The organism is Streptomyces sp. NPDC029292, from assembly GCF_055569295.1.
On record NZ_JBVHXR010000001.1, the window covers coordinates 18,046 to 39,780 of the forward strand.

At 71.0% G+C, this 21,735-nt stretch carries 22 protein-coding genes and 2 pseudogenes; 12 read left to right on the plus strand and 12 right to left on the minus strand.

Annotated elements, in window-relative coordinates; all coding sequences use genetic code 11:
* Positions 1-182: 182 nt before the first annotated feature.
* The 3 genes from ACZ4WS_RS00090 to ACZ4WS_RS00100 all read left to right on the plus strand — a co-directional run bounded on the left by ACZ4WS_RS00090 (position 183) and on the right by ACZ4WS_RS00100 (position 4,377).
* A complete protein-coding gene (locus ACZ4WS_RS00090; RefSeq protein ID WP_467975754.1) occupies positions 183-2,558 on the plus strand; it encodes a SpoIIE family protein phosphatase in 2,376 nt (791 codons plus the stop codon).
* Between the two features lie 77 nt (positions 2,559-2,635).
* On the plus strand, positions 2,636-3,892 hold the full coding sequence (locus ACZ4WS_RS00095) for an arsenic transporter (protein ID WP_467977100.1): 1,257 nt from the start codon (positions 2,636-2,638) through the stop codon (positions 3,890-3,892).
* Positions 3,893-3,897: 5 nt separating this feature from the next.
* Positions 3,898-4,377, plus strand: a complete 480-nt coding sequence (locus ACZ4WS_RS00100; RefSeq protein WP_467975755.1) for a universal stress protein — start codon at positions 3,898-3,900, stop codon at positions 4,375-4,377.
* On the opposite strand, the gene ACZ4WS_RS00105 is transcribed toward ACZ4WS_RS00100, so the two are convergent.
* Complete coding sequence (locus tag ACZ4WS_RS00105) at positions 4,352-5,296, minus strand: helix-turn-helix domain-containing protein (RefSeq protein WP_467975757.1); 945 nt, start codon at positions 5,294-5,296, stop codon at positions 4,352-4,354. The genes ACZ4WS_RS00100 and ACZ4WS_RS00105 overlap by 26 nt on opposite strands.
* 64 nt (positions 5,297-5,360) lie before the next feature.
* Here ACZ4WS_RS00105 and ACZ4WS_RS00110 point away from each other — a divergent pair, with 64 nt between their 5' ends.
* Positions 5,361-6,194, plus strand: a complete 834-nt coding sequence (locus tag ACZ4WS_RS00110) for a phytanoyl-CoA dioxygenase family protein (protein ID WP_467975758.1) — start codon at positions 5,361-5,363, stop codon at positions 6,192-6,194.
* Positions 6,195-6,203: 9 nt separating this feature from the next.
* Here the strand turns inward: ACZ4WS_RS00110 and ACZ4WS_RS00115 are convergent.
* The 3 genes and pseudogenes from ACZ4WS_RS00115 to ACZ4WS_RS00125 form a co-directional block, all read right to left on the minus strand.
* Positions 6,204-6,599, minus strand: a pseudogene (locus ACZ4WS_RS00115) (helix-turn-helix transcriptional regulator); the annotation flags it as partial.
* An 80-nt stretch (positions 6,600-6,679) separates the two neighbouring features.
* Positions 6,680-7,594 carry an alpha/beta fold hydrolase gene (locus ACZ4WS_RS00120; RefSeq protein ID WP_467975760.1) on the minus strand — a complete coding sequence of 305 codons (915 nt, stop codon included), beginning with the start codon at positions 7,592-7,594 and terminating at the stop codon, positions 6,680-6,682.
* Complete coding sequence (locus ACZ4WS_RS00125) at positions 7,591-7,935, minus strand: NAD(P)-binding domain-containing protein (protein WP_467975762.1); 345 nt, start codon at positions 7,933-7,935, stop codon at positions 7,591-7,593. Before ACZ4WS_RS00125 ends, ACZ4WS_RS00120 begins: the two co-directional genes overlap by 4 nt.
* A 285-nt stretch (positions 7,936-8,220) precedes the next feature.
* Between ACZ4WS_RS00125 and ACZ4WS_RS00130 the strand changes: the two genes are divergently transcribed.
* The gene (locus ACZ4WS_RS00130) at positions 8,221-9,183 is read left to right on the plus strand and encodes an endo alpha-1,4 polygalactosaminidase (protein ID WP_467975763.1); all 963 of its coding nucleotides are present in this window, start codon (positions 8,221-8,223) and stop codon (positions 9,181-9,183) included.
* 12 nt (positions 9,184-9,195) lie between these two features.
* Positions 9,196-10,004 (plus strand): annotated as a pseudogene (locus ACZ4WS_RS00135) (extracellular solute-binding protein); the annotation flags it as partial.
* Positions 10,005-10,009: 5 nt separating this feature from the next.
* On the opposite strand, the gene ACZ4WS_RS00140 reads toward ACZ4WS_RS00135, so the two are convergent.
* Complete coding sequence (locus ACZ4WS_RS00140; RefSeq protein WP_467975765.1) at positions 10,010-11,032, minus strand: DUF8094 domain-containing protein; 1,023 nt, start codon at positions 11,030-11,032, stop codon at positions 10,010-10,012.
* Between the two features lie 151 nt (positions 11,033-11,183).
* On the opposite strand from ACZ4WS_RS00140, the gene ACZ4WS_RS00145 reads away from it, so the two are divergent.
* Positions 11,184-12,854 (plus strand): ArnT family glycosyltransferase, encoded by a 1,671-nt coding sequence (locus ACZ4WS_RS00145; protein WP_467975767.1) that lies wholly within the window; start codon positions 11,184-11,186, stop codon positions 12,852-12,854.
* On the opposite strand, the gene ACZ4WS_RS00150 is transcribed toward ACZ4WS_RS00145, so the two are convergent.
* Both ACZ4WS_RS00150 and ACZ4WS_RS00155 read right to left on the minus strand, forming a co-directional pair.
* Positions 12,832-13,392, minus strand: a complete 561-nt coding sequence (locus tag ACZ4WS_RS00150; RefSeq protein WP_467975769.1) for a flavoprotein — start codon at positions 13,390-13,392, stop codon at positions 12,832-12,834. The two genes, ACZ4WS_RS00145 and ACZ4WS_RS00150, sit on opposite strands and share 23 nt — an antisense overlap.
* Before the next feature lie 10 nt (positions 13,393-13,402).
* A complete protein-coding gene (locus ACZ4WS_RS00155; RefSeq protein WP_467975770.1) occupies positions 13,403-13,861 on the minus strand; it encodes a DUF1348 family protein in 459 nt (152 codons plus the stop codon).
* 96 nt (positions 13,862-13,957) lie between these two features.
* On the opposite strand from ACZ4WS_RS00155, the gene ACZ4WS_RS00160 reads away from it, so the two are divergent.
* A complete protein-coding gene (locus ACZ4WS_RS00160) occupies positions 13,958-14,536 on the plus strand; it encodes a TetR/AcrR family transcriptional regulator (RefSeq protein ID WP_467975772.1) in 579 nt (192 codons plus the stop codon).
* A 56-nt stretch (positions 14,537-14,592) separates the two neighbouring features.
* Here the strand turns inward: ACZ4WS_RS00160 and ACZ4WS_RS00165 are convergent, their stop codons facing one another.
* Together ACZ4WS_RS00165 and ACZ4WS_RS00170 are read right to left on the minus strand one after the other, a co-directional pair.
* A complete protein-coding gene (locus ACZ4WS_RS00165) occupies positions 14,593-14,787 on the minus strand; it encodes a ferredoxin (protein WP_467977102.1) in 195 nt (64 codons plus the stop codon).
* Between the two features lie 18 nt (positions 14,788-14,805).
* On the minus strand, positions 14,806-16,023 hold the full coding sequence (locus ACZ4WS_RS00170; RefSeq protein WP_467975774.1) for a cytochrome P450: 1,218 nt from the start codon (positions 16,021-16,023) through the stop codon (positions 14,806-14,808).
* A 356-nt stretch (positions 16,024-16,379) separates the two neighbouring features.
* Here ACZ4WS_RS00170 and ACZ4WS_RS00175 point away from each other — a divergent pair, with 356 nt between their 5' ends.
* From ACZ4WS_RS00175 to ACZ4WS_RS00185, 3 genes are all read left to right on the plus strand, one after another.
* Positions 16,380-17,012 carry a LysE family transporter gene (locus ACZ4WS_RS00175; RefSeq protein ID WP_467975776.1) on the plus strand — a complete coding sequence of 211 codons (633 nt, stop codon included), beginning with the start codon at positions 16,380-16,382 and terminating at the stop codon, positions 17,010-17,012.
* Positions 17,013-17,131: 119 nt separating this feature from the next.
* The gene (locus tag ACZ4WS_RS00180; protein WP_467975777.1) at positions 17,132-17,593 is read left to right on the plus strand and encodes a carboxymuconolactone decarboxylase family protein; all 462 of its coding nucleotides are present in this window, start codon (positions 17,132-17,134) and stop codon (positions 17,591-17,593) included.
* Positions 17,594-17,789: 196 nt separating this feature from the next.
* Positions 17,790-18,233 (plus strand): nitroreductase family deazaflavin-dependent oxidoreductase, encoded by a 444-nt coding sequence (locus tag ACZ4WS_RS00185; RefSeq protein WP_467975779.1) that lies wholly within the window; start codon positions 17,790-17,792, stop codon positions 18,231-18,233.
* Between the two features lie 65 nt (positions 18,234-18,298).
* Here the strand turns inward: ACZ4WS_RS00185 and ACZ4WS_RS00190 are convergent, their stop codons facing one another.
* Both ACZ4WS_RS00190 and ACZ4WS_RS00195 read right to left on the minus strand, forming a co-directional pair.
* Positions 18,299-19,027 carry a DUF4386 family protein gene (locus tag ACZ4WS_RS00190; protein ID WP_467975780.1) on the minus strand — a complete coding sequence of 243 codons (729 nt, stop codon included), beginning with the start codon at positions 19,025-19,027 and terminating at the stop codon, positions 18,299-18,301.
* Positions 19,028-19,045: 18 nt separating this feature from the next.
* A complete protein-coding gene (locus ACZ4WS_RS00195; RefSeq protein ID WP_467975782.1) occupies positions 19,046-20,044 on the minus strand; it encodes a cation diffusion facilitator family transporter in 999 nt (332 codons plus the stop codon).
* Between the two features lie 110 nt (positions 20,045-20,154).
* Here ACZ4WS_RS00195 and ACZ4WS_RS00200 point away from each other — a divergent pair, with 110 nt between their 5' ends.
* Positions 20,155-21,171 carry a glutathione S-transferase family protein gene (locus ACZ4WS_RS00200; protein ID WP_467975784.1) on the plus strand — a complete coding sequence of 339 codons (1,017 nt, stop codon included), beginning with the start codon at positions 20,155-20,157 and terminating at the stop codon, positions 21,169-21,171.
* Positions 21,172-21,257: 86 nt separating this feature from the next.
* On the opposite strand, the gene ACZ4WS_RS00205 is transcribed toward ACZ4WS_RS00200, so the two are convergent.
* Positions 21,258-21,719, minus strand: coding sequence for a pyridoxamine 5'-phosphate oxidase family protein (locus ACZ4WS_RS00205; protein ID WP_467975785.1), 462 nt, complete (start codon positions 21,717-21,719; stop codon positions 21,258-21,260).
* Positions 21,720-21,735 lie beyond the last annotated feature (16 nt).

The following is a 21,735-nucleotide window of genomic DNA, read 5'->3' on the forward strand; positions in this document are numbered from 1 at the left end:
CACACACGGCCGTCAAGGGTCCGGCACTCACTTCCGCCCCGGGCATCACATCGGGCCGGAATCCGTCGTGCGGATGTGACCCACCGGCGGCCCCTCTCCGGGTACGGAGGGCGCCCACGCACTAGGCTGGAACCCGAGTGACGCGCTTGTTCACTGTGAGTGTGCGCAATGGAGTGGCGACGATGAGCCCGGTCCACCCCCTCGACGAGGCCGCCACGGCACGCGCGGTCATCGACGTGAACGGCACCCTGGTCCGCTGGAGCGAGGGGGCTCGCCGACTGCTGGGCTATGCGCCGGACGAGGTCGAGCGCCGCCCCGCCACAGACCTGCTGGCACCCACGGGCGCCGCCGCACCGCCCGAACCCACCGAGAACCGCTGGAGCGGCATCCTCCCGCTGCGCCACCGCGACGGACGGACCCTGTCCGTGTGGCTGCTCGCCCATCGCAGTGACGCGGACGGCAGCTGGCTCGTGGTCACCCCGCTGGACAGCGGGGAACCACACACGCAGGACGACCCGCTGATCAGAGCGGTGCTCACACAGTCGCCCTGCGCCATGGCGATCTATGACGACCGGCTGCGGCTGTACGGGGTCAACGACGCGATGGCCGAGGTGGTCGGTCTCCCGGAAGCGCGTATCCGGGGCCTGCGGGTCTCCGAGATCGGCGGCAAGCGGGCGAGCGAGAAGCTCGAGGAGGACATGTACGGCGTCCTCCTCTCCGGCGAGGGACGCGATGTGGAGACGTACATGCGCACGGGCGGCGAGGACCGCGCGCACGCCTGGCTGGCGCGGATCGCCCCGCTGACCGACCCCGAGGGCCGGGTGCGTGGCGTGTGCCTGGCCGCGCACGACTTCACCGAGCAGTACCAGGCCCGGGAGCGGCTGCAGCTGGTCAACAAGGCGAGTGTGTGCATCGGCAGCACCCTCGACGTCACCCGAACGGCCCAAGAGCTCGCCGACGTCTGTGTGCCCGCGCTGGCCGACTTCGTCAGCGTCGATCTGCTGGATCCGCCGGAGCACGGGGGCGAGCACCACTCGGAGCCGCCGGCCGCGCCGATCACGCTGCGTCGCGCCGCCCATCAGTCGGTGAACCCGGGCAGCCCCGAAGCGGTCGTCAAGCCCGGCGAAGTCGACGTCTACCCCGCCGCCTCCCCGCAGGCGGACTCCCTGATCGCAGGCCGGACGATCGTGGCGCCGGACGTCACCACCACGCTGGAGGAGTGGCTCGCCTGGGACAAAGTGCGCGGCGAGCGCGTCGCGGAGTACGGCGTCCACGCCACGATGTCGGTCCCGATCCAGGCCCGGGGCCAGACCCTCGGGGTCGCCGTCCTCACCCGCTACCGGCGGCCCGACCCCTTCACCCCCGACGACGTGCTGCTCGCCGAGGAGGTCACGGCCAGGGCCGCCGTCTGCATCGACAACGCCCGCCGCTTCTCCCGTGAGCGCCAGACCGCGCTGGCCCTGCAGCGCAGCCTGCTCCCCCAGTCGCTGCCCCGGACGGCCGCCGTGGAAGCGGCGTCGCGCTACCTTCCCGCGGCGCGCGCCGGGGTGGGCGGCGACTGGTTCGACGTGATCCCGCTGTCCGGGATGCGGGTCGCCATGGTCGTCGGCGATGTCGTCGGCCACGGCATCCAGGCCTCGGCGACCATGGGACGGCTGCGCACCGCCGTCCGCACGCTCGCCGACATCGACCTGGCCCCGGACGAGCTGCTCACGCACCTGGACGACCTCGTCGTACGGCTGTCCACGGAGGCCGGATCCGAAGGCGCCACCGGCGAGGTCGGAGCCACCTGCCTGTACGCGGTGTACGACCCGGTGTCCCGGCGCTGCAACCTCGCCCGGGCCGGGCACCCGCCGCCCGTCATGCTCCGGCCGAACGACCTGCCCCGGCAGATCGATCTCCCGGCCGGGCCGCCGCTGGGCCTGGGCGGACTGCCGTTCGAGTCCGTCGAACTCGACCTTCCCGAGGGCACGGTGCTGGCGCTGTACACCGACGGTCTGATCGGGAGCCGCGAGCGGGATGCCGAGACCAGCCACCAGTTGCTGTACCAGGCCCTGGAGCGCTCTTCGGAGTCCCTCGAAGGAGCGTGCCACGAGATCCTGCAGGCCCTGCTTCCCCTGGGCGGCGTCCCGGACGACGTGGCCCTGCTGCTCGCCCGTACGCGCGGCCTGCCCGCCTCCCAGGTGGCGACCTGGGACATTCCCGCCGACCCCGCCCTCGTCGCGCCGGTCCGCAAGCAGGTGGTCGACCAGCTGGACACCTGGGGTCTGAGTGAGGCGACGTTCACGGCCGAACTCGTGGTGAGCGAACTGGTCACCAACGCCATCCGGTACGGCGAGTCGCCCATCCGGCTGCGTCTCATCCACGACGCCGCCACCCTCATCTGCGAGGTCTCCGACAGCAGCCACACCGCTCCGCATCTGCGCCGGGCCAAGACCTTCGACGAAGGCGGCCGGGGACTGCTGCTCGTCGCCCAGCTCACCCAGCGCTGGGGCAGCCGCCACACGACCGAGGGCAAGACGATCTGGGCGGAGCTGACGCTGCTCGGCGAGGACTGACGGCCTCGCCGGGGCAGGTGGTGCGATGTCTGATGTGATGGACGGGCACCACGATCAAGCCCCGGAAGGACCGAACCCTGAACGCCCCGCTCGCCGAAGCCCTCTCGATCGTCCTGCTCGTCGCGGTCCTCGCGTGCGCCGTGATCCGGCCCTTCAACTGGCCCGAGGCCGTCGTGGCGGTTCCGGCCGCCGGTCTGGTCGTCGCGACCGGCGCGATCTCCTGGGACCACGTCCGCGCGGAGGCCGGGCATCTCGGCCCGGTCATCGGCTTCCTGGCGGGGGTCCTCGTGCTGGCTCGGTTCTGCGACGACGAGGGCCTCTTCCAGGCCTGTGGAGCGTGGATGGCCCGCTGGGCGGCGGGGCGGCCGGGGCGGCTGCTGACCGCGGTCTTCGCGCTCGCCTCGGCGATCACGGCCGTGCTCAGCCTGGACGCCACCATCGTGCTGCTCACACCGGTCGTGTTCGCCACCGCGGCGCGGATGGGCGCGCGCCCGAAGCCGCACGTGTACGCCTGCACCCACCTCTCGAACACGGCCTCGCTGCTGCTGCCCGTCTCCAACCTCACCAACCTGCTCGCGTTCACCGCCAGCGGCCTCAGTTTCACCCGGTTCGCCGCGCTGATGGTTCTGCCCTGGCTCGTCGCGATCGGCGCCGAATACGTGGTCTTCCGGCGCTTCTTCGCCCGTGACCTGGGCGCGGCCGCCCCGGCGCCGAGCGTCGACGAGCCGCCGGACCTGCCGCTGTTCGCGCTGGTCACCGTCGCCTGCACGCTGGCGGGGTTCGTCGTCGCCTCCGCGCTCGGCATCGATCCGGCGTGGTCAGCGGCGGCGGGGGCGCTGGTGCTCGCCGCCCGTGCCCTGGTCCGCCGACGTACCACCCCGCTCGCGATGGTACGTGCGGCAGCTCCGGCCTTCCTCGTGTTCGTGCTCGCGCTGGGCATCGTCGTCCGGGCGGTCGTCGACAACGGACTCGCCGACGCACTCGGCCGGCTGCTCCCCGACGGCAGCAGTCTGCCCGCACTGCTGGGCGTCGCGGCGCTCGCCGCCGTACTGGCCAATCTGATCAACAACCTGCCCGCGGTCCTCGTTCTGATCCCGCTGGCCGCAGGGTCCGGACCCGGCGCCGTGCTGGCCGTCCTGCTGGGGGTCAACATCGGCCCCAATCTGACCTACGCGGGTTCCCTGGCGACCCTGCTGTGGCGGCGTATCGTGCACCAGCACGAACACGGGGTCGACCTCAAGGAGTTCACCCGGCTCGGTCTGATCGCCGTGCCTGCCGCGCTGGTCCCGGCCGTACTGGCACTGTGGGTCTCGCTCCACGTCATCGGAGGCTGATACGCATGCGGGTGATCGCCTGGCTGGTCGAGGGGACGTGGCCCGCATGCGTGGACGCCGTACGCCGTCACGCGCCCCGGGCGACGGATGTGGTCCTGTTGCACGTCGCTGAACCCGGCGTGCCCGGTCTGGCCCACGGCGCCTTCGCCGGGCTGCTCGGCCGCGGACATTCCGAGCCCGACCCGGGTGACCGTCTGGAGGACCTCGGCACCACCTCGGCCGCGCGGCTCCTTGACGCGGCCGCCGAGCGGCTGGCCCGCCCCTGCACACGCCTTGAGCGCGCCGGACGCGTCGAGCGGGAGGTGGTCGCCGCCGCCGAGGGCGCCGACCTGCTCGTGCTGGCCCGCGACGGGGACCGGGCCCGGCTCGGCCCGCACAGTCTGGGACCGGCCGGGCGGTTCGTCGTCGACCACGCGCCCTGTCCGGTGCTGCTGGTCTGGCCCGAACCGGCGCCGGATGTCACGACGTTGCCGCCGCCTCCCTAGCGAGGGTGGCCCGGTAGGCGCCCGGCGGTGTGCCGTAACGCTGTCGGAAGACCCGGTTGAAGTGGAACGCGCTCGTGAAACCCGAGGCGGCGGCCACGCGTTCCACCGGGAGTTCGGTGGCTTCCAGGAGCCGGGCGGCGTGCAGCAGCCGGGCCTCCCGCAGGGCCCGCATCGGGGAGCGGCCGAGCTGCTCGCTGAAGAGGTGGGCGAAACGGGACGGTGAGAGGGAGACGGCGGCGGCGAGCGACCGGACGGTGTGCGGCGCGCCCGGGTCGGCGGCGAGCAGCGCCTCCGCCTGACGGATGCGCGCGTCGACGCCGGAGCCGTGCCGCTCCGCCCGCGCGGTGGCGAGCAGGACGATCTCCTCCAGGGAGCAGAGGGCCAGTTCGCGGGCGGCGGTGCCGTGCGCCACCGCGACCTCCCCGTCGAGGGGATCCGTGGGGGCGGGGGGTGGCCCGTCCCCCGTCCAGCGGGCGTCGGCAAGCATCCGGCAGAAGGCCGCCTCGATGCGTTCCCGGCTCCGGGCGGGGCCCCCGTCACATCGAGCGCCCGGTTCGCCGGAACCGACCGCGTACAGCCGGTCGCCCAGTCCGTAGGGCCCCAGCCACCCCGGCCAGGCCGCCCTCGCCTGACAGTGCACCCACCAGAACGCCCAGTGCCCGGCGCCCGGTTCGACGGCGTACCGGTGCGGTACGCCGGGCCCCAGGACCACCAGATCCCCGGCACCGGCCACCGACTGTGACGCGCCCTGTTGGAGCCGCCCCCGTCCGCCCGTGGTCCAGGTGAACAGCCAGCTGTCCGCTCCGCTCGGCCGGTTGACCCGGTACCCGGGCCGTTGATCGAAGCGTCCGACGGTCACCAGGCCCGGCGGCGGCGACGGATCAGCAGGCTCGGGCAACTCCTCAGCACGCACAGGCATCCTTCCGAAAGGCGCACCGGCCTAGCGTGAGGCACCTGGGACACCGGTGGGAAGGGGCGGTCGGATGGCAGTCACGGACAGGGGCGGGCTTCGGAAGTCCGAGCTCGAGACGGAGCTCGAGACCGAGTTCGAGGAGAACGGCTTCGTTGTGGTGCGCGGACTGTTCACCGCCGCCGAAATCGACGCGCTGTGCGCGGAGTTCACGGCCCTGCATGCCGCGGGCCCGGTCCCGGGGCACTTCGAACCCCGTGCCACGGAGACCGACGGCCCCGCCGACCCGCTGCACGCCCACCCCCGGGTCCTCCACCCGCACCGCATCAACGCCCTGTCCCTGCGCTGCCTCCTCGATCCCCGGCTGCGGAGCGTCCTGGAGACCCTGCTCGGGGAGGAAGTCCTGGCCGCGCAGAGCATGTTCTACTTCAAGCCGCCCGGCGCCCGCGGCCAGGCGCTGCACCAGGACAACTTCTATCTGCGGGTCGAACCGGGCACCTGCGTGGCCGCCTGGATCGCCTGCGATGTGATCGACCGCGAGAACGGCGGCCTGGAGGTCGTGCCGGGCACCCACCATATGGACCTGTACTGCCCGGAGGAGGCGGACGCGGCGCTGTCCTTCGCCCGGGAGTACGTTCCGCCGCCGCCCGGCCTCACCGCCGTACCCATCGACATGGAGCCGGGCGACGTGCTGTTCTTCAACGGCAGCCTGGTGCACGGCTCCGGACCCAACCACAGCGCCGACCGCTTCCGCCGCTCCTTCATCGGCCACTACGTCGGCCGCTCCACGACACGCATCGGCGGCTTCTACCGGACGCTGACGATGAGCGGGGAACCCGTCGCCCTGCCCGAGAGCGAGAGCGGGGGCCCGTGCGGTACGGAGTTCGCGGCGTCGAGTCCCCACTGAATCGGTCGGTCACTCCAGCGACTCGGGCAGCGCGTCCCGGAGTTGGGCCCGGGAGGTGATGCCGAGCTCGGGGAAGATCCGGTACAGGTGGAATCCGACCGTGCGGGGTGAGAGGAAGATGCGTTCGCCGATCTCACGATTGGTCAGGCCCGCCGCGGCGAGGCGGGCGATCTGCAGCTGCTGCGCGGTCAGTTCGGCGAGCGCGTCCAGGGACGTGGACGGCGCGGACCCGGGGGTGACACCCGCGGCGCGCAGTTCCGCGCGGGCACGTTCGGTCCACGGGCGGGCGGCCAGCCGTTCGAAGACGTCCAGCGCCGCGCCGAGCAGCGGACGCGCCGCCACCGCGCGCCGCCGGCGGCGCAGCCACTCCGCGCAATCGAGGCGGACCTGCGCCCGTTCGAACGGCGCCGCCAGATCGTCCACCAGCCCGGTCAGCAGGGCCAGTTCATGGCCCCGGCCGACGATCCACTCGTCTCCGACCGGCGTCATGACGTGCATCCGGGGATCGCGCCGGAGGTGAATCCGAGGACCGCGTCGGCGACCGCCCTGGGGTTCTCCAGGAGCATGGCGTGGGTGCCGTCGATCTCGGCGACCGTCACATCGACGCGCTCGTCGGCCAGTTCGGCCAGATCACGGGCGAGTCCCCTCGCGTAAGCCGCCATCATCTCCTCGAACCAGTCCATGCCCGGGATCGACGGCACGGGCCGCAGCGCGCGCCCGAGCAGCAGCGGTACGGGCGTCCGGCGGAAGAGCGCGAAGAGGTCGAGCGAGTCGATCGCGATCAGCATCTCCAGCGCGTGCTCCCGCTCGGGCCTCAACTCCAGTCGGCCGTCGGGTCTTTCGTGCACGGAGCGCCGGAGGCCGGACTCCAACAGCTCGTACGGGATGCCCAGTTGATCGGACATGGCGCGCTGCTGAGCGAGCAGCCCCTGCAGCCCGTCGGCCGAAAGCGGTTCGCCGCTCGATGCCGCGGCCGCCGACTTCCTTACCTCGGTGAGCCGTTCCTCGACGTAGACCGGGTCCAGGCCCACGTACTGGTCGGCGCGGCCCCACCCGAACCCGTCCAGGTTCACCGCGCCGGGTGTCACGTCCGGGTGATCCGCCGCGTAGCGCACGGCGATCATCCCACCAAGGGAGTGGCCGACGGGCAGCGCACCCGGGATGCCGTACTCCCCGAGTACCGCCTCGATGTCTCCGAGTACCGCCGAGACGTTCCAGGTTCCCGAGGGTGACAGACCGTGGCCGCGAAGGTCGACGGCCAGCACCCGGTGGCGGGGGACGAGGAGCGGGGCGACGGCGGCCCAGTCGGCGAGGGTGCGTCCGGCGCCGTGGAGCAGGAGCAGGGGTGGGCCCTCGCCTCCGTGGTCGTGGACGGCCAGTGCGATGCGGTCTCCGGTCATGTCCTGACGATAGAGGCTCGATCAGGGCTCCAGGACGAGATGGAGCGTCGGCAGGGGTCCGCCGGGGAACTGCTGCAGAAGACCACCGGCCGCCAGCGGGCCGAGGTCCACGGGGGCCCAGCCTCGCGCAGCCGTCGCCAGGGCACGGCGAGGACGACGATCTCCTCGTCGGCCGCCTCGCCCACCGTGGCGGGTCTCAGCCCCGGCCCCATCGAGGAGGCGAGTCCCCGCAGCGACTGCGGGCCGCGGCTGTTGCTGATCACGACCTGTTCCCCCGCGGCCACGAACCGCCCGGCGAGGGCCTGCCCGATGGCTCCGGCACCGATGATTCCGATCGGCATGGCGTGCCTGCTTTCCTCGATGAGCCCGCTTTCCCGGACGTGCGCACCGGCCGGCATCGGGGCACGGCGCGCGGTGGCTCTTCTGTTGTGTGACCGGCCTCCGCCCTGAACAGCGGGCCCTTGACGTGGGCGTGTCCAGACGCTTTGATCCTGACGTGCCGTGGTGCGACCCGGCACGCAGAGGTGCGCCCAGCCGGTAGCGGACTCGGTTCAAGTCCGGCCAAAGTCGCCAGGATCGCGGGAAGCGTCCGAGGCGGGGTCGTACTCGCGATTGATGGAGCGGACATGCCCGTCAAGCGTGTTTCCCGCGTCGGAGGTCTGGGGACGGTCGCCGTCCTCGGGGTCCTCCTGACGCTGGTGGGATGCGGTTCGGGGAAGGACACCGGAGCCTCGCCACAGCGCCCGAAGGCCTCCGAGAACCCGAAGGCCTCCAAGAACTCGACAGCTCCTGGGGGCCAGGAGGCTTCCAAAAGCCCGACGGCTTCCCCCAAGGCCCCAGCCACCTCGCCGAAGGCGAAGGCGAAGCCGACCCCGTCGGCCGTCGAACTCCCCCCGCTGCACGCGGGCTTCGACTACCAGATCGGCGGCGCCTACCCTCCGCCCTCGGGTGTCCGCATCGTCACCCGCGACCGTGCGGCTTCCCCCGCGCCGGGCCTCTACAACATCTGTTACGTCAACGCCTTCCAGGCCCAACCCGACGAGCGGAAGCAGTGGCCCGCCGACCTGCTGCTGCGGGACGCGCGGGGCAAGGTCGTCGTCGACCAGGACTGGGGCGAGGCGCTGCTGGACATCCGCACGCCGGCCAAGCGCAAGCGAGTGGCCGCGCGGATCAACCGGTGGATCGACGGCTGCGCCGACAAGGGCTTCGACGCGGTCGAGCCGGACAACTACGACACCTACACCCGCTCGCGCCACCTGCTGACCGCCGACGACGCCACCGCGTTCATCACCCTGCTCTCGGCGCACGCGCACGCCCGCCATCTGGCCATCGGGCAGAAGAACACCGTGGAGCTGGCCGGGCTCAGGGCGCGGACCGGGCTCGACTTCGCGGTGGCGGAGCAGTGCGGCGAGTACGACGAGTGCGGGCCGTACGCGAAGGCGTTCCACGACCGGGTGGTCGACATCGAGTACACCGACAGCGGTCTGCGCAAGGCCCGGTCGGGGTTCGGTGACCGGCTGAGCATCGTGCGCCGGGATGTGCTGGTGTCGACGCCCGGCAACGCGGACTACGTCCGCAGGACCAGCTGACGGGAGGCCGTGATGAATTCCACGATTCCGCGCCGCCGTCTGCTCCTGGGTGCGGCGGCGGTCGGGGCCCTCGGTGGGTGCGGTGGCGGCGCCTCGGACGGTGTCGGTGCCGACGGCAAGGTGACCGTCGAGCTGTGGCACGGCCAGAACGACACGGGCAGGAAGGCCATGGAGGCGCTGGTCGCCGAGTTCAACCGGACGCATCCGCGCATCCGTGTCGACAGCGCGGGCGGCGGGGTCCTGGCCGACGCGATGCTCCAGAAGGTGACTGCCGCGCTCGCCGCGGGCTCCTATCCCGACATCGCCTACGTCTACAACAAGAAGCTGTTCCGGCGGGCCGGGTCCCCTTCCCCGAGGCGGGCTGGACGTGGGACGAATTCGTCGACGCGGCCAGGAAGTTGACCGACTCGGGGCGGGGCGTCTTCGGCACGGGCTGGCCCGGGACGGGCGACGAGGACACGGTCTGGCGGCTGTGGCCGATGATCTGGGACCTGGGCGGGGACGTCGTCGCCGCCGACGGCAAGAGCATCGGCTTCGCCGACCAGGGCGTTCGGGCACTGGAGCCCCTCGCTCAACTCACCCGCGCCAAGAGCGTGTACGTCGATCCGAAAACCGGCAGCGAACAGATGTACCAGGTCTTCCTGGGCGGCCGGATGGCCATGGTGGCGACCGGGCCCTGGCAGCTCCCGGACATCATCGGCGCGAAGATCGACTACGGCGCATCTGGGACCTGTGCGACCACCTCGTACGCGCCCATGGCGAGCTCCTCCCGCCCGATCTGCGTGCGGAGTCGGGCCACTGACGGGACGTACACGACGGGACCCTGCTACCCCTTGGCGTTGACCATCTGGAACAGGTAGCCGGTGACGCGGACGCGCTCACCCGAGGGCGGCACCACGGCCGTGACGATGTGCGCATCGGTGCGGGTCAGTCCAATGGTGGTGGTCCGGCCGCCCAGGTAGATCTTCGTGACCTTGGGCATGTCGTTGAGGTTCAGCTCGATTCCGGGACACCCGCCGTCGGCCTTCGGCCAGTTCCGGTAGTCGATTCCGAAGTCGTACTGGACGATCGCGCCACCGTCGGCGGTCTTGAGCCCGTATGCCGTCTCGGCCGCGCTGAAGCCGTTCTCGTACTTGCCGTCGACGCACTTGTCGTCGAACGATGCGCGGTCCTCATATGCCTTCTTCCAGTCCTTCACCGCCGAGGTGACCGCGAACCTGCTGCCCGCCTTCTTGCCACCGGTCTCGTAGAAGTCCCGGGACAGTTCACGCAGGTCGTCGAGCTTGGTCGTCCCCACCTTGTCGGACGCCTGGAGCGCGGTGACAAACCCGTCGCCGCCCCGCTGTACGGCCGGCAGCTTGCCGTTCAGTTCGCCGACGGAGGCCGCCTTCCACGCGGCGCCCGTCTCGCCGGTCACTCGTTTGAAGGTGATCAGCCGTCGGCGGTCCTTCTCGATCCCCTTGCCGGTGATCCGGGCGTCGACCATGAAGAAGTTCGCCGAGCCCTTGCGGGGGATGTAGAAGCGCGCGTCCTTGACCGGATAGTAGAAGGGGACCTGGTAGCCGGCCTGCTCCTTCTTCGACAGGGCGGGGAACTGGGTGAACGTCGCCCGGCTCTGTTCCAGCAGCGCGCCGTGCTCGACCAGCCGCGTCTTGTCCGCGTCGTGCTGGGCGTTGGCCTCGTTGTTGACCTTCACGTAGTTGAGCAGGACGGCCTGCGCCGACTTGAGCGAGATGACTCCGGACGCCGCGGCCGCGTCGCCCTTGCCGTCGGATCCGGATCCGGAGCACGCGGTGAGCGCGAGGACGAGCGCGGCGGCAGACGCTGCGGCGCCCGCGGATCCGGACATGTGGCGGTGCATACTCATGAGTCCCCCGTCGTGGTCTCAGCTGGATGATCGCGACAGGCTAGCGGGCGGACCGACGGACACTCAAAAGCCGGGTGCCGGCGGATGAGCGGGGGCGCACGGAGCGGACGTAACAAAGGGCATGCCGACATTTATGGCCAGCAGAAGCGGGGACCGCGCGCCGGTGAGCAGCGCGGAGCCGCCGGGGCGCTTCGAGAGACTTCGGCGGCACCGGCGGTGGCTGTTCGTGCTGGTCGTGGTCACGCTGCTCGCCGAGATGGCCGTCGCGATGGTGACGACGGCCGTGGAGCAGACCCCGACGATCGACGAGCCCGTGTACGCGGGCACAGCGGTTGTCTACACCCGGGAGCACAGCCTGCGCTTCAACCCGGAGCATCCGCCGCTGGGCAAGCTGATCATCGGGACCGGGCTGGTGTTCGCCCACCCGCACCTGGACGCCGGCTTCACGGGTGATCAGACCGCGCTCGGCCGGCGTCTGCTGTACGAGTCGGGCAACGATCCATGGCGGGTGATGCTGTGGGCGCGGCTCCCGGTGATCGTGCTGACGCTGCTGTTCGGTCTGGTCGTTCTCGGGTTCGCCCGTGACCTCGTGGGTGCTGTGGGCGGGTTGGTGGCGCTCGCCCTGTACGCGTTCTCGCCCGACGTCATCGCGCACGGCTCGCTGGCCACGCTCGACGTACCGGCGTCGGGTTTCCTGCTGACGTCGGTCTGGATGCTGTGGCGGGCGCGGCGGCGGCCGCTCCGCTACCTTCCGCTCGCCGGGGTGGCGCTCGGCGCGGCCGTGGCCACGAAGATGAGTACGCTGCCCGCCGTTCCGGTGCTGCTGCTCCTGGCGGTCCTGTCCGTGTGGCACGGGCGCGGCCTCGGCGCCGCCGCGAAGGCCCGGCTCGGCGTGGCGGCGGCATCGGGTGTGGCGCTGGTTGCCCTCGTCGTGGTGTGGGCCACCTACCTCGCGGTGGATCCGCAGCTGCGCTGGACGGCGCCCGCGAACCTCCCCGCCGTCCATGGACTGCGCGGGCTCCTCGTCGGCTGGCTGCCCTTCCCGCAGCCGTACCGGGACGGGATGCGCGTCCAGTTCGGCTTCGAGAACGCGACCTGGCAAGGCTTTCTGTTCGGCCGGCTCTATCGCGGTTCGCTCTGGTACTACCTGCCGGCCGCGCTGCTGGTGAAGACGCCGCTGGGCATGCTGGCGCTGTGGCTCGCCGGTACCGTCGCGATGATCACCGTTCCCCGGCTGCGTCCCGCGGCCCCGTACGTCCTGATCCCCCCGGCCCTGCTGCTGGCCGCAGCCATGTTCGGCTCCCGCGATCTCGGCAGCCGCTACGCCCTGTTCATGCCGGTGTTCCTCGCGGTCGCGGCGGCCGGTGTCGTCGCCTCCCGACGGAGGTGGGCCCATGTCGCCACGGCGGCACTTGTCCTGTTCGTCGCCGTCAGCTCCGCGCTCACGTACCCGTACTACCTGCCGTACTCCAACGAGGCGTTCGGCGGCCCGTCGGCCACCCATCTGCGCCTGCACGACTCCAACGTCGACTGGGGCCAGGACCTGGGACGGCTCGCCGACCGCCTGGACCGGCGCTACCCGCACGACAAGGTGTGGCTGGTCTACAAGGGCAGCGGTGTGCCGTCGTACTACGGCATCGACGCGGCCGACCCGCGCAAGGTGCCCCCGGGCGAGGTGCACGGGCTGCTCGTCGTCTCGGACACCTCGATCGCCAAGGCCGACAGCCGACTGGCGGCGCTGCTCGCCACCAGCAGGCCCGTCGACGACGTCGGCCACTCCATCACGATCTACCGCCGGCCGTAGGAGTGAGGAGGTCCAGCACCCGCTCCCAGTGGAACTCCGCGCGCTCGCCGTTCGCTTGCGCCCCGCCGGAGTACGGGGCGCCGAACCGGACACCCATGTCGCGCAGCCGCTCGACACTGGCCCGGTAGGCGGGGTGGGCCGACAGCGCCTCGCCGACACAGGGCAGTACGGCGATCGGGACACCGAGGCCGTACACCTCGCACAGGGTCCCGAGGGCGAGGGTGTCGGATATGCCGGCCGCCCACTTGTTGATGGTGTTGAAGGTGGCCGGCGCGACGGCGACCGCGTCGGGGGCCGGGAAGGGACGCGGGTCGCCGGGGGACCTCCAGGCGGAGCGGATCGGGTGGCCGGTCTGCGCCTCGACGGCCGTCGCGTCGATGAATCCGAGGCCCTGCGGGGTGGCGATGACGCCGACCTCCCAGTCACGCTCCTGAGCCGCGGTGATGAGTTTGCTGATGTCCTCCGCGATACCGGCCGCGCAGACGACGACATAGAGGAAGGGCTTCTCGGCGAAGGGCTTTTCGACGTGTGCGGTCACGCGCAAGACCCTAGTGAACCGGGAAGGACTCCCCGCGTTCCGCATCCGGGCGCGGGCCGAGGATCCGGCGCTCCTTCTCCTCGATCCGCACGTCGTTGATGCTCGCCTCGCGTCGGGTCATCAGCCCGTGCTCGTCGAACTCCCACAGCTCATTGCCGTACGAGCGCCACCACTGGCCGTCGGCGTCGCGGGACTCGTACTGGAAGCGGACGGCGATGCGATTGCCGTCGAAGGCCCACAAGTCCTTGCGCAGGGCGTACTCCCGCTCGCGCCCCCACTTGGCCGTCAGGAGCTCCACGATCTGCGCGCGCCCGGTCACGAAGGTGTCGCGGTTGCGCCAGACCGAGTCCTCGGAGTAGGCGAGCGAGACCTTGTGGGGGTCGCGGGTATTCCACGCGTCCTCAGCGGCCTGGACCTTCTGGGCTGCGGTTTCACGGGTGAAGGGCGGGAGGGGCGGGCGGTCGGTCATGGTGTCTCCCTAGCCTGAGAAGGAGAGAACGATCGTTCTCCCCGATGGCTGCTAACGTAGAGAACGATCGTTCTCTCGTCAAGGAGTGGCCCCTACATGGACAGCGCAGTCGCCCGCGAACAGGCACTGGCACTCGCCCGGGAGCAGGCGCTGGACGCCGCGGAGGAGTTGTTCTACGGCCGCGGCATCCAGACCGTCGGCATGGACGACATCCGCGGCGCCTCGGGCGTCTCGCTCAAGCGCCTCTACCAGCTGTTCCCCGCCAAGGAGCAGCTGGTGGAGGCGTACTTGGAGCGCCGCGACCTCCGCTGGCGGCAGCGGCTGGCCGAGCACGTCGAGCGGCACGACGAACCCGGGCGGCGGATTCTGGCGGTGTTCGACTGGCTGCGGCAGTGGTTCGGCGAGCCCGGCTTCCGCGGGTGCGCCTGGATCAACTCGTACGGCGAACTCGGCGCCACCTCACCGCGCGTGGCCGCCCAAGTCCACGCCCACAAGCAGGCGTTCAGAAACTATCTGGGCGGCCTCGTGACCGACGCCGGGCTTCCCGGGCCCCTCACCGACCAGCTGTATCTGCTCGCCGAGGGCGCCATGGTCACCGCGGGCATCACACGGAGCACAGAGCCCGCCGAGCAGGCGCGGGAGGCGGCGCGGACGCTGATGGAAGCCCGGCGCTAGGGCCGACTCCGTCGGGCTCGCGCCGGCTCGACTTGGCAGTCAACGCCACGTGACCTTCACGCTTCAAAGACCGTGATGGCGCCGACCGGGCAGGCCCGCGCCGCCTCCCGCACCATCGGGTCGCCGCCGCCGTCCTCGCGGCCCGGCAGCAGCTCGCTGAATCCGTCGTCGTCCTGGGTGAAGACGCCCGGGGCGGTGAGGGCGCACTGGCCCGCGCCGATGCAGACGTCCTTGTCGATGGAGATGTCGATACTCATGTCCGCAGCCTCTTACCAGGTCACAGGGAGTTCCAGCATTCCCTGGATCGTGTCTCCGGGTTTGAAGGGGATGTCGTCCACCGGTGCGTCGAGCCGCAGCCCCGGGAACCGGTCGAAGAGGGACAGCAGCGCGATCTCCAGCTCGGCCCGGGCCAGGTTCTGGCCGAGGCACTGGTGAATACCGAAGCCGAACGCGACGTGGTGGCGGGCCGAGCGGTGCCAGTCCAGGGCGTCCGGTTCGGGGAAGGTGTGCGCGTCGCGGTTGATGACGGAGGTGGAGAAGACCACCCCCTCGTCGGCGCGGATCGTCTTCCCGGCCACCTCGATGTCCTCGGTGGCGACCCGCAGCAGTCCGTCCGCGATGGAGAGAAAGCGCAGCAGCTCCTCGACGGCGGCGGGCATCAGCGTCGGCGCGGCCCGCAGTTCGGCCAGCTGCTCCGGATGCCTCAGCAGGGTGAACGTACCGAGCGAGATCATGTTCGCCGTCGTCTCGTGCCCGGCGACGAGCAGGATCGTCGCCAGCGAGATCAGCTCCTCGCGGTCCACCGCGCCCTCGCGCAGCTGATCGTGGATGAGCTCGTCGAGGAGTCCGTCGCCCGGCTCCCGCTGCTTGCGGTCGATCAACGAGCCGAAGTACGCGTCCAGCCGGTCGCGCGCGTTCTCGACGTCGGTCGTTGCGGGGCCGCGCAGCAGTCTGCGGGACTGCTCCTCGAAGAAGTCGTGGTCGGCGTACGGGACGCCGAGCAGGGCGCAGATCACCATGGAGGGCAGGGGCAGCGCGAAGGCGTTCACCAGGTCGGCCGGCGGGCCCTGCGCCGCCATCCGGCCGAGGAGCCGGTCGACCGTCTCCTGGATGCGCGGGCGCAGCGTAGCGACGCGTTTGACAGTGAAGCTGGGGACCAGCATGCGGCGCTGGGTGTTGTGCTCGGGGTCGTCGAGTCCGAGCAGCGCGACGCGGCGGTTGCGGACCGCCGCGAACCTCTCCGTGGGCGCCGGGAACGCGGGCAGGGTGCGGTCCGACGACAGGCGTGGGTCGGAGAGGAGTTCACGGGCCGTGGCGTGGCCGGTGACCACCCACACGGCGCGCCCGTCGAACAGGGAGATCCGCGAGAGCGGGCGCGCCTCGCGCAACGGGTCGTAGGCGGTGGGCGGGTGGTAAGGACACGTACGGTCCTGGGGGAAGGCAATCGGTTCCGTCGTGGGGGTTTCAGTCGTGAGGGGCTCTGTCATGGTGACCTCGCAAGCGCTGGTTCCCTCTTGCCGATCATCATTAGATGCCCGGGGCACCTACACGGCCACGCGAAGTTCGGCCAGATGCGCCGGACGCGCGATCTGGCCGAAGCGTGGGGGACCGCCGCCGAGTTCCTCGGGTTTCCCACGTGTCTCGTCGCCCAGGTGGTGCACACGTGGCTTGATCTCTTCCAGGGTAGCTCCCCAGTAATTCGCTTGCGTGGGCAGATCCGGTGGTCCCAGGATCTGCCCATGTCCACAGTCGAAGCCTTCCTGCCGCTGATGTCCGCCGCCGCTCGTCCGGTGCGGGTCCAGCAGCAGTCCGGCCGACCGCGAAGGCCCATGCTTCCCCGGTCGTGACCGCCGCGCTCGTCGCGGGGCTTCTCGCGGGCTATGGCATCGCCATGCCCGTCGGAGCGGTCGCGACCTACCTCGTCTCCCTCACTGCCCGTACCTCCCTGCGGACCGGCGTGTGCGCCGCGCTCGGCGTCGCCACCGCCGACGGGCTGTACGCCCTGGTCGCCGCGCTCGGGGGTTCCGCGCTCGCGGCCGCGCTGCAGCCGGTACTGGTACCGCTGCGCTGGGCTTCGGGCCTCGCGCTGGCCGCCCTGGCGGTACGCGGCGCGGTCGTCGCACTCCGCCAGTACCGCGAGCGACGGCTCGCCACCCGGTCCGGAAAAGACCCGGTGCGCCCGGCGCACGCCTATCTGGCCTTACTGGGGATCACCCTGCTGAACCCCACCACCGTCATCTACTTCGCCGCACTCGTGCTCGGCAGCCGTACGGCGGAGGCGGTGCGCCCCCTGGAGCAGGGGGTGTTCGTCCTCGGCGCCTTCGCCGCGTCCGCAAGCTGGCAACTCCTGCTCGCCGGGGGTGGTGCGGTGCTCGGCCGCACCCTGACGGGGCGCCAGGGGCGGCTGGTGACCGCGCTGGCGTCGAGCGTCGTGATCATGGTGCTGGCGGTACGGATGCTCGCGGCCCCGCAATGACATCGATCGGCATGACGTCGATCCGCGTGACGTTGATCGGTCCTGTCACATTTCCCCGCCGGGCTCCGTCAGTGCAGTGACAGCGCAGAAAACGCCGCGAATCTCTTGAGGAGCACGTCATGCAGGCACGGATGAAGAACCCGGCCATGATCCTTCCTGGCGCCATGGAGGCCATCCAGGGGTTGTACAAGGCCACCGGCAAGGGCGGTGTCCCCCAGCAGACCCTGGAGCTCGTCCATCTGCGGGCCAGCCAGATCAACGGGTGCAGCGCCTGCGTCGACGCCGGTGGGCGGGGCGGGCAGAAGGCGGGCCTGACGGACGAGCGCCTGTGGTCCGTCGCGGCCTGGCGCGAGGCGCCGTACTACTCGGACGCCGAGCGGGCCGCGCTGGCGCTGGCCGAGGCGATGACCCGGCTGAACGACCGTTCCGGCGACGCGGTGCCGGACGAGTTGTGGGACGAGGTCGCCGACCACTACGACGAGCAGCAGGTCGCCGCGCTCATTCTCTGGATCGCGACGACCAACTTCTTCAACCGCCTCAACGCGACGATCAAGGAGCCCGCGGGGGCCACCTGGGGCTGAGCGGTCAGGTGTCGGCGCCGGGCTCCTCCATCCGGCGCAGCTACTCCTTGGCCATCGGTCACGCGTCGCCGACGCGTGACCGATGGCCAAGGACATGGGGCCGCCCCGCTGTGAACGGTGCGGTTGATTTGCGCCTGTGCTGGTGTTGAATCGTGCCGAGACACAACCAGTACGACGCGACGATGGGACGGAAGTCATGCCTCTTGAGGGCGAGTACGAACCCAGCCCGACGCAGTGGGTGCGGGACCAGGTGGAGCTGTACGAGAGTTCCGGTGGCACCAAGGGGACGACACTGATGGACACGGGCCTCCCCGTCATCATCCTCACGACCCGCGGCGCCAAGAGCGGCAAGATCCGCAAGACTCCGCTGATGCGCGTGGAGCACGACGGACGCTACGCGGTGGTCGCCTCGCTGGGCGGTGCCCCCAAGCACCCGGTCTGGTACCACAACCTCAAGTCCGATCCGCACGTGAAACTCCAGGACGGCCCCGTCGTCCACGAGCTGAAGGCCCGTGAGATCACCGGCGAGCAGAAGGCCGAGTGGTGGGAGCGCGCGGTCGCCGCGTATCCCCCGTACGCCGACTACCAGAAGAAGACCGACCGGGAGATCCCCGTCTTCGTGCTGGAACCGACCGACTGACCGGCGCGCGGGCATGGCGGTGGCCCGCACCGGCCCCCCGCGCCGGTACGGGCCACTCCCCCTGGTCAGGCGGCTGTGCGCCGCCACGCGTACCCGGCGATCAAAATCGCCGACACCGCACCCGGCAGCGCCGCCACCGCGCCCGACGTCCCCGACGAGAAGACGAAGCCCAGCGGGCCGCCGACGAAAAACAGCACCGAGATCCACCAGGGGAGCACGCGCGAGCGCAGCAGGGCCACGGTGATGAACAGCGTCGCCACGATGGTGGCCAGTGCGCCAGGGGCCACCAGGCCCATCAAAGGGCCGTCGTGGTCATTGACGTAGTGCACGAAGCTTTGTCCGGCCGTTTCGTTCAGGGCCGCCGTGTCGGTCGCGTACGAGTAGACGGCGGCGATCGCAGCGAGCCCGGCGGCGAGGAACACCCCCGAGAGCACCGCCACCACCGCGCCGATCCTGGCGAGTAGGGCACCGCGTTCGCGCACCAGGACGCAGACGGCGACCGCCAGACCGACCGTGAACACGGCGATGCCCACGCCTCCGTAGGCGTAGAGCGTCCAGAAGGCGCCCCGGTTACCGGCGACCTTGTCGTACGACTCGCCGTCGCTGGGGTCGCCGCCCGGTGCGAGCCAGGTGAGCAGGAAGTTCATCACCTGTCCGACGACGACCGCGACCAGGGCGATCGTGGCGAACGGCCGCAGGCGTATCTCACGGCGTGAGGACGGTGGGGCCCTTCGGGCGGACTCCCGGCCGGGGCCGCCGAAAATTCCGGGAATCCGGCATGCATGATCCGCCACCCACCGGGCATCCGAGCCTCAGGCCCCGCCGCGCTCCCCCGTCGCGGCGGGGCTTACCGCTGCCGCGTCCCCCGGCACGGCCGCCCGCGTCGTCCGCGCGTCGGTCACGTCGAGGAAGATCTGCTCGGCCGCCGGAATGGTGTGGGCGACGGAGCGTTTGATGCGGACGGCGACGTCCTCCACCTCCTCGCTGTCGAGCCCGGGGACGAGGTCGATCCGCGCGGCCACCAGGGTCGAGTCGAGGCCGAGCTCCATGGTGAGCAGCGCCTCCACGCTGTCGATCTCGGGCTGCGCCTCCAGCAGGGCGCGGATCCTGCCGCTCTGCTCCTCGTCGACGGCCCGCCCGATGAGCTGCTCGCGCGCGTCACGGCCCAGCCAGTAGGCGACGAACACGAGCAGCACCCCGATGGCGAGGGAGGCGGAGGCCTCCCACACAACCTGACCCGTGACCATGTGCAGCGCCATGCCGGCGATCGCGAGGGTCACGCCAAGGACCGCCGTGCCGTCCTCGGCGATGACCGTGCGCAGCGCGGGATCCCGCATACCGCCCGCGCCACCCTGCCGGTGCACCTGATGGAGCGCCCGCAGCAGGGAGCCGCCCTCGGCCAGCAGCGCCACTCCAAGGACCACGAACCCCGCGACATAACCGTCGAACGACTCGTTGGCGCCGTTCCTGAGGGCCTCGAAACCCTGGAAGAAGGAGAAGCAGCCGCCCATCACGAAAATGCCGACGGCCGCGAGCAGCGACCAGAAGAACCGCTCCCTGCCGTAGCCGAAAGGATGCCGACGGTCGGCGGGGCGGCGGCTGCGGCGCAGCGCGGCGAGCAGGAAGACCTCGTTCATGCTGTCGGCCACGGAGTGCGCCGCCTCCGAGAGGAGCGCGGGCGAGCCCGCGATCAGGCCGCCCACCGCCTTGGCCACGGCGATCAGCAGATTGGCACCCAGTGCCACCAGCACGGTGACGCGGGTCTTGCGGTCCGACCGGTCGGGCCGGCGGTCCGCCGAGTCACTGCCCACACCTGCCGGTTTCCCAGGTCCGTCCGCCCCACACCGTGGCGCGGGCGGGAATCGGGGACGTTCCCCGGGGCACCCGTATCAGGGCACACAAAGAGAGGGAGGCGTGCGTCATGAGCGAGGGCGGGGAAAACGCCGACTACGGAATGAAGTCGTTCAAGCGGTCCAAGAGTCACTTCGCCGACCGCGTCACGGCGGACGGCCGGGACGGCTGGCCGGTGGAGGCGGGGCGCTACCGGCTGGTCGTCAGCCGCGCCTGCCCCTGGGCGAGCCGCGCGGTGATCTCGCGGCGGCTCCTCGGCCTGGAGGACGCCCTGTCGCTGGCCATCACCGATCCGATCCAGGACGACCGGAGCTGGCGGTTCACCCTGGACCCGGGCGGGCGCGATCCCGTCCTCGGCATCCGCTTTCTCAGCGAGGCGTACGACGCGCGGGAGCCGGACTACCCCGGCGGCGTCAGCGTCCCGGCGATCGTGGACGTGCCCAGCGGCGAGCTCGTCACCAACGACTACCAGCGGATCACGCTCGACTTCGCCACCGAGTGGACGGCGCAGCACCGGGCCGGGGCGCCCGACCTCTACCCGGCACCGCTGCGCGACGAGATCGACGCGGTCATGGCGGACGTCTACGCGGACGTCAACAACGGCGTGTACCGGGCGGGCTTCGCGACGGGGCAGGAGGAGTACACGGAGGCCTGTGCGGGGGTCTTCCGGCGTCTGGAGCTGCTGGCCGGGCGTCTCGCGGACCGCCGCTACCTCGTGGGCGACACGATCACCGAGGCGGACATCCGGCTGTTCACCACGCTCGTCCGTTTCGACGCCGTCTATCACGGCCACTTCAAGTGCAACCGCTGGAAACTGGCGGAGAACCCGGTGCTGTGGGCGTACGCCCGCGACCTCTACCAGACGCCCGGATTCGGTGACACCGTCGACTTCGACCACATCAAGCGGCACTACTACCAGGTCCACACGGGGATCAACCCGACCGGCATCGTTCCCCTCGGGCCGGACCTGTCCGGCTGGCGGACGCCTCATCACCGCGAGCGGCTCGGCGGCCGGCCGTTCGGCGACGGGACCGCGCCGGGCCCGGTGCCGGAGCACGAGCGGATTCCGGCGCGCGGACGTTCCTGACCGGACTCGCCTTCCAGCAGACCTGGGAGGCGGTACGTCACGAGGAAAACGCTCAGCCCGAACGCCGGGTACTCCGTCCGGCGAATTCAGTCGGCCACGAGCCACTCGCCGTCGCGCATGAGGTCCCGTCCGGAGAGCTCGTTGGCCTCGCGCCAGGCCTGCACGCGCTGCGGGGTGACGCTGAAGTAGAGGTAGGCGGTGGTGAGTTGACGTGGGTCGAAGCCGGTCTTCTTCGCGAAGGCGTCGCCGACTCCGTCGGGCAGCTCGGCGGGTTCCAGCGTCCGCACGGTGCCCTCGATCATGACTACGTCACGGGTCGGGCCGATACCCAGGCGCGTCCTCCCGGTCGTCCGCAGGTTCCGCCCGGTCGGACTGGCGGCCGGGGTGGCGAGCAGCAGGGCGGTGCCGTCCCAGAGGAAGGACAGCGGGATCAGATACGGCGCTCCCCCGTCGCCGTCGGCCGTGGACACCCAGACGTCTTCGTCGTTCTCCAGCCGGTTGAGCGTGTCCTGCTTGCGCTGCTTCGGGGTGCGGGCGGGTGAGGTCATCTGCGGGCAGCCTCCT